General features: G+C 64.8%; 12 protein-coding genes. 7 read left to right on the top strand and 5 right to left on the bottom strand.

Features of this window, described 5'->3' with window-relative positions; translation table 11 throughout:
- Positions 1 to 400 precede the first annotated feature (400 nt).
- Genes ACTIFK_RS16945 through ACTIFK_RS16935 form a run of 3 tightly spaced genes read left to right on the top strand, consistent with a single transcriptional unit; the run spans position 401 to position 3,370 of the window.
- On the top strand, positions 401 to 1,531 hold the full coding sequence (locus ACTIFK_RS16945; RefSeq protein WP_439544189.1) for an ABC transporter permease: 1,131 nt from the start codon (positions 401 to 403) through the stop codon (positions 1,529 to 1,531).
- Positions 1,528 to 2,277, top strand: a complete 750-nt coding sequence (locus ACTIFK_RS16940) for an ABC transporter ATP-binding protein (RefSeq protein WP_439544188.1) — start codon at positions 1,528 to 1,530, stop codon at positions 2,275 to 2,277. The genes ACTIFK_RS16945 and ACTIFK_RS16940 overlap by 4 nt, the downstream gene beginning before the upstream one ends.
- The gene (locus ACTIFK_RS16935; protein WP_439544187.1) at positions 2,270 to 3,370 is read left to right on the top strand and encodes an HlyD family secretion protein; all 1,101 of its coding nucleotides are present in this window, start codon (positions 2,270 to 2,272) and stop codon (positions 3,368 to 3,370) included. The genes ACTIFK_RS16940 and ACTIFK_RS16935 overlap by 8 nt, the downstream gene beginning before the upstream one ends.
- A 52-nt stretch (positions 3,371 to 3,422) precedes the next feature.
- Here the strand turns inward: ACTIFK_RS16935 and ACTIFK_RS16930 are convergent, their stop codons facing one another.
- The 4 genes from ACTIFK_RS16930 to bcsS form a co-directional block, all read right to left on the bottom strand.
- Positions 3,423 to 6,527, bottom strand: coding sequence for an efflux RND transporter permease subunit (locus ACTIFK_RS16930; protein ID WP_439544186.1), 3,105 nt, complete (start codon positions 6,525 to 6,527; stop codon positions 3,423 to 3,425).
- Positions 6,524 to 7,792 carry an efflux RND transporter periplasmic adaptor subunit gene (locus ACTIFK_RS16925; RefSeq protein ID WP_439544185.1) on the bottom strand — a complete coding sequence of 423 codons (1,269 nt, stop codon included), beginning with the start codon at positions 7,790 to 7,792 and terminating at the stop codon, positions 6,524 to 6,526. Before ACTIFK_RS16925 ends, ACTIFK_RS16930 begins: the two co-directional genes overlap by 4 nt.
- A 5-nt stretch (positions 7,793 to 7,797) precedes the next feature.
- A complete protein-coding gene (locus tag ACTIFK_RS16920) occupies positions 7,798 to 8,466 on the bottom strand; it encodes a TetR/AcrR family transcriptional regulator (RefSeq protein ID WP_439544184.1) in 669 nt (222 codons plus the stop codon).
- A gap of 223 nt (positions 8,467 to 8,689) precedes the next feature.
- A complete protein-coding gene (gene bcsS, locus ACTIFK_RS16915; protein ID WP_439544213.1) occupies positions 8,690 to 9,577 on the bottom strand; it encodes a cellulose biosynthesis protein BcsS in 888 nt (295 codons plus the stop codon).
- A 213-nt stretch (positions 9,578 to 9,790) separates the two neighbouring features.
- Between bcsS and ACTIFK_RS16910 the strand changes: the two genes are divergently transcribed.
- Positions 9,791 to 9,985 (top strand): hypothetical protein, encoded by a 195-nt coding sequence (locus tag ACTIFK_RS16910; RefSeq protein WP_439544183.1) that lies wholly within the window; start codon positions 9,791 to 9,793, stop codon positions 9,983 to 9,985.
- A gap of 139 nt (positions 9,986 to 10,124) precedes the next feature.
- Positions 10,125 to 11,417, top strand: a complete 1,293-nt coding sequence (gene murA / locus ACTIFK_RS16905; RefSeq protein WP_439544182.1) for a UDP-N-acetylglucosamine 1-carboxyvinyltransferase — start codon at positions 10,125 to 10,127, stop codon at positions 11,415 to 11,417.
- A 22-nt stretch (positions 11,418 to 11,439) separates the two neighbouring features.
- Here the strand turns inward: murA and ACTIFK_RS16900 are convergent, their stop codons facing one another.
- On the bottom strand, positions 11,440 to 11,811 hold the full coding sequence (locus ACTIFK_RS16900) for a Crp/Fnr family transcriptional regulator (protein ID WP_439544181.1): 372 nt from the start codon (positions 11,809 to 11,811) through the stop codon (positions 11,440 to 11,442).
- Between the two features lie 302 nt (positions 11,812 to 12,113).
- Here ACTIFK_RS16900 and ACTIFK_RS16895 point away from each other — a divergent pair, with 302 nt between their 5' ends.
- Positions 12,114 to 12,593 (top strand): DUF992 domain-containing protein, encoded by a 480-nt coding sequence (locus tag ACTIFK_RS16895; protein ID WP_439544180.1) that lies wholly within the window; start codon positions 12,114 to 12,116, stop codon positions 12,591 to 12,593.
- A gap of 99 nt (positions 12,594 to 12,692) precedes the next feature.
- Positions 12,693 to 13,169 (top strand): DUF2948 family protein, encoded by a 477-nt coding sequence (locus tag ACTIFK_RS16890; RefSeq protein WP_439544179.1) that lies wholly within the window; start codon positions 12,693 to 12,695, stop codon positions 13,167 to 13,169.
- Positions 13,170 to 13,288: the final 119 nt, after the last annotated feature.

Raw genomic sequence — 13,288 nt, 5'->3', positions numbered from 1 at the left:
ATCTGGCGGCTTTACTGAAAGCGCCTGCGCCGAACGGTGTCTCTTCGTCGCAGGAGGCCTACACTGCAATCAAAAGCGGCAAAAACACGAGTATTCCCTTATCGGGCAAGAGCTGTAGGACATCAAGGGCTCCGAGCGCTTACCATTTTTCTATCCCAGGACTTTGATTTGAAAGCTTTTCCGCTCCGGGGGTAGTGCGCAACACTTTCTAAGCCTATATTCCGGCACAACAGGCGGTCATATAAGTCCGGGATGTGCCGTCGGATCGAGCCGGTAATCGTACTGCAAGCTTTTCGGCGCGGCCCGGTTCGGTTTTCTGCTTATCCATCAGGCGCGCAACGTCCTCGTCAGCCCTGTCTCGCACGCCCTGTCCCGGGCAACCCGATCGGTTCTAGAGATCATGATTCTCACTCTCGCGTTCCGTAACCTCTTCCACGATCGGATCCGGCTGGCCGTGACGCTGGTCGGCATTCTGTTCTCGATCGTGCTGGTTGCGATCCAGCTCGGCATGTATCTCGGCTCGAGCCGGATGATCACGGCCATGATCGAGCGCTCGAACAGCGACCTCTGGATCACGGCGTTCGGCGCCAAGAGCTTCGAGGAAGGCGGCATGCTGCTGTCGAACCGCGAGCGCCATTCGGCCCTCGCGACGCCTGGCGTGAAAGCCGTCGTACCACTGGTCGTCGCGTTCGCGGAATGGCGCAAGCCGGAGGGCGGGTCGACCCGCGTGGTGCTCGTCGGCACGGACGCGGAGGACGGCGCACTTGAACCCTGGGCCCTCGTTTCCGGCACTTGGCAGGACATCAAAGCCCCCGACGCGATCTCGGCGGACGATACCTATTTCAAAGAACTCGGCATCGATGGCCTCGGCGACACGGCGCAGATCGCCATGGGCCGCGTCAAGGTGCGCGCGCTGACGCATCGCATTCGCTCGTTCACGCAGTCGCCCTATGTCTTCACGACGCTGTCTCGGGCCAGAAGCCTGCTCGGGACAGACAGCGACAAGGCGACGTTCTATCTCGTGCAGCTCGAGCCCGGAGCCAATGTCGAAGCCGTCCGCCAGGACCTTCGCAACCGGCTCGAAGGTGCCGAGGTTCTCACCAAGAGCGAGTTCGAAGACCGCAGCTTGCGCCAATGGCTGTTCCGCACCGGTGCGGGCCTGGCGCTGATCGGCGGCGCGCTGCTCGGAATTCTCGTCGGCACGGTGATCGTGGCGCAGACGCTCTATTCCAGCACCAAGGATCATCTCAACGAGTTCGCGACCCTGCGCGCGCTCGGCTCGTCCTCGGGCTACATCTACAAGGTGATCCTGGCGCAGGCCGGCCTCAGCGCCGTGATCGGTTACGTGCTCGGCATCCTGATCTCGCTCGGCATTCTCTACATCAGCCGCAACACGCCGCTGCCGCTGGTGATGACCCCCGGGCTCGCGGCTGCTCTCTTCGGTCTCACGCTCTTCATGTCGGCAGTGTCCGCGATCTCGGCGATCATCAAGGTCACGAAGATCGATCCAGCCACGGTGTTCAGCAGATGACGATCCCAGTCCTCGAAGCAGAAAACGTCGTCAAGGAGCTCGGCAAGGGCGCTGGCAAAGTGGTGGCGCTCAAGGGCGTGAACCTCTCCCTCGTCAAGGGCGAGCTGACGCTGCTGATGGGGCCGTCCGGCAGCGGCAAGACGACGTTGCTGTCGATCCTCGGCTGCATTCTCACGCCCACGTCCGGCATCGTGCGCGTCGCGGGTGAAGAGGTGGCGGGCAAGGGTCCGGAGCAACTGGCCGCACTGCGGCGCAAGCACATCGGCTTCATCTTCCAGTCCTACAATCTGTTTCCGACCCTTTCGGCGCTCGAGAACGTCCGCATCGCGCTCGACGTCATCGGCCACAAGGGCTACCAGGCTTCGTCGCGCGCCGAAGAGGTGCTTCGCGAGGTCGGCCTCGGCAACAGGCTCAGGAATTATCCGTCCAACCTTTCGGGCGGAGAGCAGCAGCGCGTCGCGGTTGCGCGCGCCATCGCGGCCTCGCCGTCGGTGGTGCTCGCGGACGAGCCGACGGCCGCACTCGACAGTGAAAACGGTCACGCCGTGATGGCGCTGCTGGCGCGCATCGCCAAGGAACAGAACCGCAGCGTTCTGGCCGTGACCCACGATCCCCGAACCCTCGGATACGCCGACCGTGTCGTGCGCATCGAGGACGGCCTAATCGTCGGTGAGGAGCGCAGGCCGGAAGGTCTCGACGCACCGGAAATTACCGACCTGACAAAGAGGCGCAAAGCGAATGCTTAAGCTCGATCCTACATTCTCGGCCGTTACCGCAGCCGCGGTCGCCGCGATCGCAACGAGTGTGATGCTGAACCAGCTCAGCCCGCGGCTGACCGCGGACGCGCAGGTCATGGCCGGCGGAAACGCCTACGCGGCCGGCGAAAGCAAAATGCCTCCGGTGTGGGCCGCATCCGCAACCGGGCGCGTGGAGCCGAAGGATGGCGAGGTGCGCATCGCGGCCGAGGTGCCAGGTCGCATCGTCGAGGTCAGCGCGACGACCAACGACAAAGTCCAAGCCGGCGACGTGCTGGTGACGCTCGACGGCGGAGACCTCGCTCAGAAACTCATTGCGGCCCAGTCCGAAGCCCTGGTGCGCGTGCTCGAACGCGACGACGAAAAGGCCACCGGCCCCGCACTCGAGCGGCGGCAAGCCGAGGATGCGCTCAATGAGTCCGAGCGGGCGCTCTTTCAGGCCCAGCAGGCCTTCGATTCCGCGTACGTGGCCAGCAAGCGTCCTGGCGGCGACGACAATTCCGTAAAGCCCGCACGCGACAAGCTCACTGAAGCGACCAAGAAGGCGCGCGCCGACGAGGCTGCCCTGGCGGCGGTGCTCGCGAAACCCGGCCAACCGCTGCCGACGCGCGTCGAATCCTCGTTGCTGGTCGCCCGCACCGATCTCGCGCAGGTGGAAAACGCCATCGATCGCACGCGCGTGCGCGCGCCGCTGGACGGAACCATTCTCAACGTCTGGGCAAAGACCGGCGAAATGGGCGCCCCCTCGAATGACGCGGCGCTCGTGCTGTTCGGCGATGTCTCGTCGATGCGCGTGCGCGCCGAGGTCGAAGAGCGCGACGTGACGAAGATCCGGGTCGGCCAGCGCGTCGTCGTGCGCGCCGACGGCTATCCGGACAAGGATTTCGAGGGCGTCGTGACACAGGTCGCGCCCGCACTCGGCTCGCCGCGCATCACCACGCGTGGGCCGCGCCGCCCGAATGACGTCGAGGTCCTCGAAGTTCTGATCGGGCTCGACGGCACGCCGCCGCTGCTCACCGGCATGCGGGTCGACGCCTTCTTCCGCCATGAAGCCTCGGCTTCGGCGCAGCCGGCCGCGAAATAAGCCACGGGGCTCTTCATGACGTTGTCCGCGCGATCTTCGTCGCGGCGCGGAGTTACTCCGCCGGGTGCGGCGACTTCGGGCGCGGGAGCAGGCGTTCCGTTTCCTCGGGTTCGTCGGCGCTGCCGATCTGGCCGCTAAAGAAGTGCCAGATCCACTTCGCGAGGTCGTCCATCAGGGCGAACACGGCCGGCACGAACAGCAAGCTCAACACCGTCGACGAGATCAGGCCGCCGATGACGGCAACGGCCATCGGCGCGCGGAACTCGCCGCCTGATTCAAGTGCGAGAGCGGAGGGCAGCATGCCTCCGACCATGGCAATGGTGGTCATGATGATGGGCCGGGCGCGCTTGCGCCCTGCGTCGATGATGGCCTCGTTGCGCTCGACTCCGCGGCGGATTTCCTCGACCGCGAAGTCCACCAGCATGATCGCGTTCTTGGTGACGATGCCCATCAGCATCAGCACGCCGATGACGACGGGCAGGCTGATGGAGTCGCCCGTGATGGCGAGCGCGGTAATCGCGCCGCCGATCGAGAGCGGCAGCGAGAACAGGATCGTGATCGGCTGCAGGAAGCTCGCAAACAGCAGCACGAGCACGGCGTAGACCATCATCAGGCCGGCGCCCATGGCCTGCTCGAAGCTCTCGAACACCTCGCCCATCACTTCGGCGGCGCCGAACTGCTTGATCTCGACGCCGGCGGGCAGGTTCTGCGCGGCCGGGAGCGCCATCACGGCATCGACGGCGTCGCCCAGCGGGGTTCCCGTCACCAGTCCGGCGCCGAGCACGATGCGGCGCGTGCGGTCGTAGCGGTCGATGGCGGTCGGGCCTTGGCCGTAGGCGAACGTCGCGACGGTGGAGAGCGGCACGGCGGCCCCCGACGTCGTGGCGATCTTCAGTTCCTCAAGAAGCTGGCGGCTCTCGCGCGCCCGCTCCTTCAGTTGCACGCGGATCGGGACTTGGCGGTCGCCGATGTCGAATTTGGCGAGGTTGGCGCCGATGTCGCCAATGGTGGCGATGCGTACGGTCTCGGAAATCGCCTCAGTGTTGATGCCCAGCTCAGCCGCCACGTCCGAGCGCGGATAGACGCGCAGCTCCGGGCGATCCAGCTCGGCGGTCGAGACGACATTGACCAGGGCCGGGATGCGCTTGGCCTGGCTCGTGAGGTCGGCGGCTACCTTCGTGACGGCCTCGCCGTCGCGCCCGGTGACGACGAGCTGGAACTGGCGCTGACCGTCATCCTCAATGAAGAAGGTGCGGATATCGGCGATGTCAGAGAGATTGCGTCCGATTTCTTCCTGGATCTGGCTTTGCTTGAGCTTGCGCTGGTCGCGCGGCTTCAGCGTGACGATCAGGGTCGCCTTGCGGACTTCCTCGCCGCCGCCGAGCAGCGTGCCGCCGATGATGAAGACGCTTTCGATGTCGGCGCGCGTATTGATCCTTCGGGCCACTTCGGTCGTTGCGCTGTCGGTGTCGCCGATCTTGGAGCCCGGCGGCAACTCGACGCCGAGCAGCATGCGGCCCGAGTCTTCCTGCGGGATGAAGCCCTTCGGTATGAGATAGAAGCTGCCGATCGAGGCAATGAAGATCAGGATGCCGAGCGCGACCGACTTGATGCGATGGCGCACCGACCAGCCGACGATGCGCGTGTACTGGCGCATCAGCCGGCTCTCCTCAGGCGCTGCGCCGTGGGAGCGCATGAAATAGGCCGCAAGCAGAGGCGTGATGAGGCGCGCGACGAGTAGCGAAAAGAAGACGGCGGCGGCGACGACGAGGCCGAACTGCTTAAAGTATTGCCCCGCGATGCCACCCATGAAGGAGACCGGCGTGAACACCGCGATGATCGTCGTCGTGATGGCGATGACCGCCAGGCCGATTTCGTCGGCAGCCTCGAGCGAGGCGCGGTAAGGCGATTTTCCCATCTGAATGTGGCGGACGATGTTCTCGATTTCCACGATCGCGTCGTCGACCAGGATGCCCGTCACGATGGTGATGGCGAGCAGGCTGACGAGGTTCAACGAGAACCCCATCGCCTCCATGGCCCAAAACGCCGGGATGATCGACAGCGGCAGGGCTATCGCGGCGATGATGGTGGCGCGGAGATCGCGCAGAAAGATGAACACCACGACGATGGCCAGCACCGCGCCTTCGAGCAGCGTCTTCATCGTCGATTGGTAGACACCGAAGGTGTAGTCGACCGTGTTGTCGATGCGCTTCAGCGTGACGTCCGGGTAAAGCTTCTTGATCTCCTCGATCTTGGTGGCGGCGGCGGCGGCAACCTCCGTATCGCTCTCGCCCTTGGCGCGCGAAATCGAAAACGCGACGATGCTTTCGCCGTCGAGCTTGGCGTAGGTGCGCGGCTCCTCGATGGCATCGGTCACCGTGCCCAACTGGTCGAGGCGCACCTTGCGGCCGCCCGGTAGCGCGATGGCGGTCTGGGCCAGCTCGAGCATCGTCTGCTTGCTTGCAAGCGTGCGAATGGCCTGCTCGCGGCCGGCAATCTCACCTCGTCCGCCCGCGAGGTTGATGTTCGAGGCGCGGACCTGCCGATTGACGTCGCCAGCCGTAATGCCATAGGCGAGCAGCCGGTCCGGGTCCAGGCTGACGCGGATTTCGCGCAGCACGCCGCCGATGCGCTTCACCTCCGACACGCCCTTCACGCCCTGCAGCAGGCGGACCAGCGTGTCGTCCACGAACCACGAGAGTTCCTCGGGCGTCATGGCGGGCGCGCTCGCCGCGTAGGTGACGATGGGCAGGCCTTCGATCTCGATGCGCGTGACAACCGGCTCTTCGATGGTGCGCGGCAGATCCGTGCGAATGCGCTGCACGGCGTCCTTGATGTCGTTCAGGGCGCGATCCGGGTCGATCTCGAGACGGAATTCCACCGTCGTCACGGAGGACCCTTCCGTCACCGCCGACGTGATGTGCTTGACGCCGTTGACGCCGGCGATGGCGTCCTCGACGCGCTTGGTAACTTGCGTTTCAAGTTCCGAAGGCGCGGCGCCGGACTGATAGATGCGCGCCTGGACGATCGGCACGTCGATGTTCGGAAACTTTGTGACGGGCAAAGACTGGAAGCTCGTGAGGCCGAGAACCATCAACACGAGGAACAGCACCAGCGATGGAACGGGGTGGCGGATGGACCACGCTGAAATGTTCATCGCGTGGCCTCGCGCACGCTATCGTTCCGACCTTGGCTGCTCAAGACCGCATCGGGCTCGACGGGGCGCACGGCATCGCCATCGCGCAGGAAGGTGCCGGCCTTGGCGACGACGAGGTCGCCGCTCGCAAGGCCGTCTGTCACGGCGATCATGCCGGCGGTCTCAAGTCCGGTTTTGACGGCGTGCGTCGCGACCTTACCGCCGGAGACGACCTGGACGCTCGGCCCGTCATCGGAATAGAGCACGGCGGAGAGCGGCACGGCGATGCCGCGGCCCCGGCCCGTCTCGATGGTGCCGCGCCCGAAGGCGCCGACCTTGAGTTCCGGGTTGTTGCCGAGGAAGATACGGACGTGACCGAGACGCGTCGCCTTGTCGACTTCCTGCGCGACGAGGCGAACCGTTCCCTCGACCTCCTTCCCGCTCGATGACGTGACGCGCGCCTTTTGGCCCGGCTTCACTTTCCAAAGATGCGTTTCCGCCACTTCGGCATTAAGCTCGATCTCACCGTTCTCGATGATGCGGAACATGGGGTCGCCGCCCGAAAACGAGTTGCCCAGCGCGAGACCGCCGATGCGTGCGCCACGGCGGCTGACGAGGCCGTCGGCCGGAGCGCGGACCTCGGCGCGGCCGAGACGCCATTGCAGTTCGCGACGCTGCGCTTCGATCTGGACTTTTTCGGCTTCGGCCTGGGCCAGCCCGCTCTTGGCGGATGCGAGCTGCGCTTCGGCGGACTTGGCAGCCAACTCGCGCTGATCGAGGACGCTCTCGGACATGTACTGCGATTTCGCCAGCGGGCGCGCGCGTTCGAGCTGCGCCTTGGCCTCGGCGACGCGGGCATCCATCTCGTTGATCAGGCTCTTGGCGCGTTCGATCGACGCCGAGGCGCTGCCCAGGGAAGCTTCGTTGGCGGCGAGTTGGGCTTCGAGCTGCTCCGTGACGAGAATGGCGAGGATGTCGCCCTTCTTGACGTGATCGCCTTCCTCCACCTTCAGCTCGAGGACGCGCAGGCCATCGACTTCGGGAGCGACGATGATTTCCTCGCGCGGCGCGAAGGAGCCCGTGATCATCACCGTTTCGACAAAGTCGGCTTCGACCGCTTTGACGACGGAAACGGCAGGCGCCGGCGGCCCGGCGTTCTTCTCGACAGCCGCGGTCTCCGGCTTCGCGTGCGGCTTGGCGAGATAAGCCTCCAGCATGCCCGACTGATGCGCCATCAGGGCGATGCCGAGCAGGGCCAAACCAAGAATGAGGACGCGCTTTTTCATGGTGCTCACTCGGCGGCCTCGGATTTGGCAGATGCATTGGGCGAGGGTGAGGCCGTGCCTGCCGAACTTTCGGCGCGTTGTTCGACCGGGTTGAGGAGCGAGCTCACGAGCCCGACGATCACGGGCAACATTTTTAGCGCGTCGAAGTTGGGATCCACGGCGCGGCGCCAGAACAGCCCGTCCCCCAGCAGCGAGAGCACCTCGGCCAACGTGCGTGCATCGTACTTGGGCGCGATCTTGCCGTCCTGCTTGGCGCGTTCGAAGATCTGCTCGAAGTTCTGGCGGCAGAATTCATCGACGGACCGGAACGTTTCGCCCACGGCCGGGTTGCGGGTCGCTTCGCAGCCGATCTCAATGCAGAGCACCCGCTTATGGGGCGGCTCCTCGATGGTGTAGTGCTCGCCGAGCTTCGAGAGCGCGGACAACAAATCCGGGGCGTCCGAAAGCTCCGCCAGTTTGGCGGCCAGTTTGGCGCGGTCGCGCTCGACGATGCCGGCGATCAATTCCTCCTTGGACGAGAAGTAGAGATAGAGCGCGCCGGGGCTGACGCCGGCTTCCCTGCAGATGTCTTGCATCGTGCAGCGATGGAAGCCGGAGCGCGCGAAGCACTGCTCCGCGGCATCCAGAATGCGCGCGCGGCGCGCGTGTTGCGTTTCGGGTTTGAGTTTGGGCATTTGAGCGCTTTCCGACCGGGATCCGATTGTCGACGAGCCTTGCAATAAGGGCTGTTCCCTACGAAACAAAACGAATGTTCGTTTTGTTTGTTTCCAATAAATATGGCTGCGTCAAGGCGCAAGGTGGCGAGAGTCGGCCAGAGACCGGGCAGGCGACGCGTCGATTATGCCTGCCGGATCATCTACTTGTGGTTGAGGCGCTCGAAAATGGGTCGAGGACTTTTCAGAACTGGGTCAGCCAGTTCACGGTCACGTACGGCGACAGTTCTGTGCCGTCATCGCCCAAGCTGTCGCCGAGCACACCCACCCCGAGGGATGCTTCACTCGCGCCCCACTCGTAGCGGGCGAAGACCCCGCCGCGGGCATAATCGAGTAATTCGGCGCGATCGACGTCCGTGTCGTCTGGCAATTTGCAGCCGGATGCGCCTGGGCCATGCATGCGGCATTCGCCCTGGGAGTCGAGGTTGATGCCGGCCTCGAGGCCAACCGACAGCTTAGGCCAGACGCGATAGCCGAGCCGTGTACGGGCCGTGCGCGTGTCGTGCGCCGAAGCCCAGGACACATCAAGCGAGCCCCATCCGCGCTCGCCGATGTTCAGCCATAACTCGACAACGCCCTTGATGCCCACCTCTCCGCCGATGGCCACCGTTTCCTCGTCAGTGGGCGAAATTTCGTGGCTGATGATTGCGGCACCGACGAAGGCCTTAGCCGTCAGCTCGCCGTAACGCGCGAGGTAGCCGACCAGCACGTCAGCAAAGTAGGTTTGCGCCGTGAGGTGGGTTGCGCGGGGATTGTTCGGATCGGGAATTTTTTCCGCTTCGCGGTCGTAGCTGTAGCCGCCATAACCGCCCGCTGCGCGAAAGCGGAAACCGGGCTCGTGGATGCCGCTCCACGGCGCTAGCGTCACGCCGGAATACAGCAACCAAACATTGGACGAAAGGTCTGCACCGGCCCAGATTTCGCGACCGCTACTAGGCTCGCGGGCGGGGGCAGGCTCGGAGTTGGCCACTGCGGGGCCAGGGACGTGGATCGCGACGGCCGCAACGATCAGAGGCCACGCGCCAGGGCGGCGGCATACAGTGCGATCGAGCTTTTGCCACCACCCCCACATGACGCGTGACACGGCCAGGTTGCAAAAACATCACAAAGACGGTTAACCTTAATCCTGTCAATGACGATCCGATAACTGATAGGTGATATCTATTGGTGGTTAGTGCTCAGTACGTATGTCAATTACAGGTTGCATCCGCTCTCCGTCCTTGGCTTTGCGCGTTCGCCGGGGATAGGGTCGCCGTTCCAATTCTTAGGTCCCATGCAGCTATCCATGACCTCCAAACAGCCGCGCCAGCCCCTCCCGCCCACCAAGGAAGACAGGCTCGCCAAGGCGCTGCGCGATAATCTCGCGCGCCGCAAAGCCTTGGTGCGCGCGAGAAAAGCCCAAGGCGGGGGGACAGACGCACCGTCCGACGACGACGCCATCGACCCGGCAAACCCGCGGAGCGACGACGAACCGTTGTGACTTGGCAAAGAACAGCGATTGCGTTGACCAGCCGGGACCGATTAGTCATCTCGATCACGACATCCAACGGCGGCACCGTGCGACACTCCCGACGCGCACATCGGCCCCACGATCCAACATCGAAAAGGGCCTGACACGCATGGACCGCATCAAGATCACCGGTGGCGCGCGGCTCGAGGGATCGATCCCGATCTCAGGCGCGAAGAACGCTGCGCTGCCGCTGATGATCGCGTCGCTGCTGACCGACGACCGGTTGACGCTGAAGAACGTGCCCAACCTGGCGGACGTCAACCTGCTGGCGCGCATCCTGCGCAACCATGGCGTGGATCTGGCCGTCGACGGCAAGCGAGCCGGCGGCACGCCGCATCTCGGCGAGACGTTCCACCTCACCGCGCGTGACATCTCCGACACCACCGCGCCCTACGAACTCGTGTCGCGCATGCGGGCCTCCTTCTGGGTGCTGGGTCCGCTGGTCGCGCGCATGGGACAGGCCAAGGTGTCACTGCCGGGCGGTTGCGCCATCGGCACGCGGCCGGTCGACCTCCATCTCCAAGGCCTCAAGACGCTCGGCGCCGAGATCGAGATCGATGCCGGCTATGTGATCGCCCGCGCGCCGAAAGGGCTGACCGGCGGCCACGTGATCTTCCCCACAGTCTCCGTCGGCGCGACGCACAACGTGCTGCTGGCCGCCGCCCTGGCCAAGGGCGAGACGCTGATCGAGAACGCCGCGCGCGAGCCCGAGATCGGCGATGTCGCCAACTGTCTGGTCAAGATGGGTGCCCAGATCGACGGCATCGGGACCTCGACGCTACGGGTGCAGGGCAAGACGCGCCTCGAGGGCGCAGTGCATGCCGTGCTGCCCGACCGCATCGAAACCGGCACGTTCGCGTTTGCAGTGGCGGCGACGGGCGGCGACGTCGTGCTGCAAGGCACGCGGCGCGACTTGCTGTCGACGGCCCTCGCGACGCTGGCGCTCACCGGCGCCACCGTGACGGATACCGAGGACGGCCTGCGCATCACGCGTAATGGTGCGGGCCTCGCGCCGGTCGACGTGGAAACGCAGCCATTCCCAGGGTTTCCGACCGACCTGCAGGCACAGCTCATGGCGCTCATGGCGCGCGCCGAGGGCACGAGCGTGATCCGCGAAACGATCTTCGAAAACCGTTTCATGCATGTGCAGGAGCTGGCGCGTCTCGGTGCGGACATCAAACTGCACGGCGACACGGCGACGATCAACGGCGTGAAACACCTGCGCGGCGCACCCGTCATGGCGACCGACCTGCGCGCGTCCGTCTCGCTGGTGATCGCGGGCCTGATGGCCGAGGGTGAGACGACGATCAATCGCGTCTATCACCTCGACCGCGGGTTCGAGCGGCTCGAAGAAAAGCTGTCGCGCTGCGGCGCCCAGATCGAGCGCCTGTCAGCGGGCTAAACTCTCGCAACGGCGATCCGCGTCAGAGGCTCTTGTTCATGCGCCGGATGCGCGTTGCAAGCTGGCGCATGACGTAGAGCGAAAACGCCGGGTTGTGCCGCACGAGTTCGAGAAACGTATCGCGATTGATCAGCGCGAGTTCGGTCGGCTCGGCCGCGAGCGCCGCGGCGGAGCGCGGGGCGTTGTCGATCAACGCCAGCTCACCGAAGATGCCGTGCATCCCGACGTTCTCCAACACGGTGCCGAAGGTCACGATACTGACCTTGCCCTCGATGACGAGGTACATGTAGTCGCCCGGGTCTTCCTCGAGGAAGATTTTCTCGCCGGAGGAATACCTCTTGAGCGGAATCTTGAAACGCTCGAGAAAATCGAAGTCGAAGGGTGCGCCCCACATGGTTGAACTCCGCGCCGCACGCTTGCCGATGGTCACCGGCGGACCCTAAACCTATAGCCCGGACGCCGCCTCGTGTCGCCGGGCGTCAAGCGGCGGCGGCCATTCTTAGAGAGACGCGAGACCGGGCGCGGCGTGAAAAGACGGTTACCGGTTCAGCTTGCCGGCTGTTCGCGCTTGCTTTGCCCGGCTGCCGCCATACTTTAAGATCATTGAGTAAGGTCAAAGGCCTACGCCGCAAACTCGTTCAACGCTCATTGCCGCATGTTGGGGGTAGGCGCCCAACGATCGATCGGGAGACTCACGTGAAACCAATTGCAACAACGCTCGCTGCCTCAACGCTGGCGGCCTTGGCGGCCGTGCTGCTGACGGGAACCGCGCACGCGCAAGCGAAGCTCCGTGCCGGCACGCTGACCTGCTCGGGCGGCTCCGGCATCGGTCTCGTGCTGGGGTCGAAGAAGCAATACTCGTGCATCTACGAATCCGCCTCCGGCCGGCATTCGGAAGACTATGCGGCGTCGATTACCAAGATCGGCCTCGACATCGGCGTGACCGACAACAGCGTCATCGTGTGGACCGTGCTGGCATCGACCGACGCCATCGAACCGCGCGGCCTCACCGGCAACTACGCAGGCGCAACCGCGGACGTCGCGATCGGTGTCGGAGGCGGGGCGAAGGTGCTCGTCGGCGGGTCCAACAATTCGATCGTCCTGCAGCCGCTCAGCGTCCAGGGACAGACCGGATTGAACCTCGCGATCGGCGTGGCGGAGCTTTCGATCCGCTAACTGGCGGGATAACGACGTGCTGGCTCGCCGCCACGACGTTGCGCACGGCCGTCGCTGCCGCTAACACTCCCTGGACTTGCCCGAGAGAGACCCAAGCCCATGGCCGACCTGAAACTGATCGCGTTCGATGATGAGGATCTTTCCATCATCGGTGCCCATCTTCAGGATGCGGTGATCCGGGTCGAGGACATGGCCTTCCTCAAGGCCGACCGGCGGTTCGCGGTTGTGCTCAATCGCTTCGATTGGACGCTCGCCGCAAAATCACTCGCTGCAAAATCCCTGGCCGCGAAACCCAAGCCGAAAAAACCCGGCCGCTTCGTCCGGCGGCGCGCCGGCGTGCGCGTGGAGCACGTCACTGGGGCGCAGGTCTCCGGCATCGATCTCCTGCAAAGGGATCAGGTGCTGTCGCTCTTAACCCTGACGTTCGAGCCTAGCGAAACGCCGCAGGGGGCCATTCTGCTGACGTTCGCGGGCGGCGGCCGCATCCGGCTCGAGGTCGACTGCATCGAGGCCGCGCTGACCGATCTTGGCGCGGCCTGGGAAACGCCGCGCAAGCCGGAGCACGCCGGGGACTAGCCCCCCGCGGACCCAGCGCGGCACCCAACGTTGCGGGCCAAAAAGGCTGCGGCCCACCTCCTCCTTCAACGTTGCGCAAGCCTGTGACTCAAGTGCGCTTTCGCCTTCGGCGGGTGTCG

The organism is Hyphomicrobium sp. (assembly GCF_051860585.1).
Taxonomy (GTDB): Bacteria; Pseudomonadota; Alphaproteobacteria; order Rhizobiales; family Hyphomicrobiaceae; genus Hyphomicrobium_C.
Note: the sequence above shows the minus strand (reverse complement) of the source record. Positions and strands in the feature narration are given on the sequence as shown.

Bases quoted from the DNA above. Each gene is read 5' to 3' on its own strand.
- ACTIFK_RS16945 (WP_439544189.1), top strand. From the start codon at position 401: ATGATTCTCACTCTCGCGTTCCGTAACCTCTTCCACGATCGGATCCGG.
- ACTIFK_RS16940 (WP_439544188.1), top strand. From the start codon at position 1,528: ATGACGATCCCAGTCCTCGAAGCAGAAAACGTCGTCAAGGAGCTCGGC.
- ACTIFK_RS16935 (WP_439544187.1), top strand. From the start codon at position 2,270: ATGCTTAAGCTCGATCCTACATTCTCGGCCGTTACCGCAGCCGCGGTC.
- ACTIFK_RS16930 (WP_439544186.1), bottom strand. From the start codon at position 6,527: ATGAACATTTCAGCGTGGTCCATCCGCCACCCCGTTCCATCGCTGGTG.
- ACTIFK_RS16925 (WP_439544185.1), bottom strand. From the start codon at position 7,792: ATGAAAAAGCGCGTCCTCATTCTTGGTTTGGCCCTGCTCGGCATCGCC.
- ACTIFK_RS16920 (WP_439544184.1), bottom strand. From the start codon at position 8,466: ATGCCCAAACTCAAACCCGAAACGCAACACGCGCGCCGCGCGCGCATT.
- bcsS (WP_439544213.1), bottom strand. From the start codon at position 9,577: ATGTGGGGGTGGTGGCAAAAGCTCGATCGCACTGTATGCCGCCGCCCT.
- ACTIFK_RS16910 (WP_439544183.1), top strand. From the start codon at position 9,791: ATGACCTCCAAACAGCCGCGCCAGCCCCTCCCGCCCACCAAGGAAGAC.
- murA (WP_439544182.1), top strand. From the start codon at position 10,125: ATGGACCGCATCAAGATCACCGGTGGCGCGCGGCTCGAGGGATCGATC.
- ACTIFK_RS16900 (WP_439544181.1), bottom strand. From the start codon at position 11,811: ATGTGGGGCGCACCCTTCGACTTCGATTTTCTCGAGCGTTTCAAGATT.
- ACTIFK_RS16890 (WP_439544179.1), top strand. From the start codon at position 12,693: ATGGCCGACCTGAAACTGATCGCGTTCGATGATGAGGATCTTTCCATC.